Origin of the sequence: Thiomicrorhabdus marina (genome assembly GCF_017571465.1) — a bacterium.
Classification (GTDB): domain Bacteria; phylum Pseudomonadota; class Gammaproteobacteria; order Thiomicrospirales; family Thiomicrospiraceae; genus Thiomicrorhabdus; species Thiomicrorhabdus marina.
In genome coordinates, this window is the sequence record NZ_JAGETV010000057.1 from 1 (window position 1) to 1187 (window position 1187).

The window sequence follows — 1187 nt, forward strand, 5'->3', positions numbered from 1 at the left end:
TAAGGAAACGCGTAACAAGTCCAGCTTGCCTGTCTGTTTGACCTCAAACTCCAGTTTTTGCTGAATTCCAGTTATTATTCTGCCATTTACCACCTGAATTTCACCGAAAACAGTGAATTCAGGTGGTTTTAGAGACAACTATCCTGCATTTCGTCGAATCAACTGTTCAATCTTGAATACGTTGGCGAGCGTAAATAACATCGCAAGCTTGTTATCATTCTTAGCCAGCCCGCGATAACGGGTTTTGGTAAAACCGAATTGCCGTTTGATGATCCGAAACGGATGCTCGACTTTCGCACGCAGACTGGAAATGCCGTATTCAATCTGCAACGCGACTTTGTTTTTGCGTGGGTGTTTTTTCAGCGCCGTCGTTTTGCTCGGGCGTTGAGAAATAAACCAATCAACGTCATGATCTTTAAGTTCTTCTCGTTTCTGAGCACCAACATATCCGGCATCAGCAAACACCGCGGACTCCTCACCATGCAACAGCTTATGCGTTTGGTTTAAGTCATGCTCATTGGCGGCTGTGGTGCTAAATGAATGTACAGTGCCGAGTCGGGCATCGACACCAATATGCGCTTTCATACCGAAATAGTATTGGTTGCCTTTCTTGGTCTGATGCATCTCGGGGTCGCGTGTTCCTGTTTTATTTTTGGTCGAACTGGGTGCATCAATAATCGTCGCATCAATCAAGGTGCCTTCACGCAGACCTACATTGGCATCCGCTAACCACTGATTCACTTCCTCAAAAATTTGTCGAGATAAATGGTGTTTTTCCAGCAGGTGGCGAAAGTTCATAATGGTACAACTATCTGGAATCGCCTGACTCAATGACAAGCCAGCAAACTGGCGCATTGAGGTAATCTCATAAAGCGAATCTTCCATGGCCGCATCAGCTAGGTTATACCAATTTTGCATACAGTGGATACGCAGCATGGTGGAAAGCGGATAGGGTCTACGACCATTGCCAGCTTTTGGATAATGCGGTTCAATGATGGCTTCAAACCGTTTCCAAGGCATTAGCTTTTCCATCCGTCCAAGAAACACCTGCTTACGAGTTTGATAGTTCTTTTGCGTAAATTCGCTGTCTGAAAAGCTGAGTTGAGTCATGAAACCTATCCCAAAATAGTCAAAAGAGTGCGAATTATCTCACAGAGACAAAAACGGCGGACTTGTTACGTGTTTCC

General features: G+C 45.0%; 1 protein-coding gene. It reads right to left on the reverse strand.

All coding sequences use genetic code 11. The annotated features are described in order from the left end of the window. Positions 1–138: 138 nt before the first annotated feature. Positions 139–1110 (reverse strand): IS5 family transposase, encoded by a 972-nt coding sequence (locus J3998_RS13035; RefSeq protein ID WP_208151101.1) that lies wholly within the window; start codon positions 1108–1110, stop codon positions 139–141. Between the last annotated feature and the right edge of the window lie 77 nt (positions 1111–1187).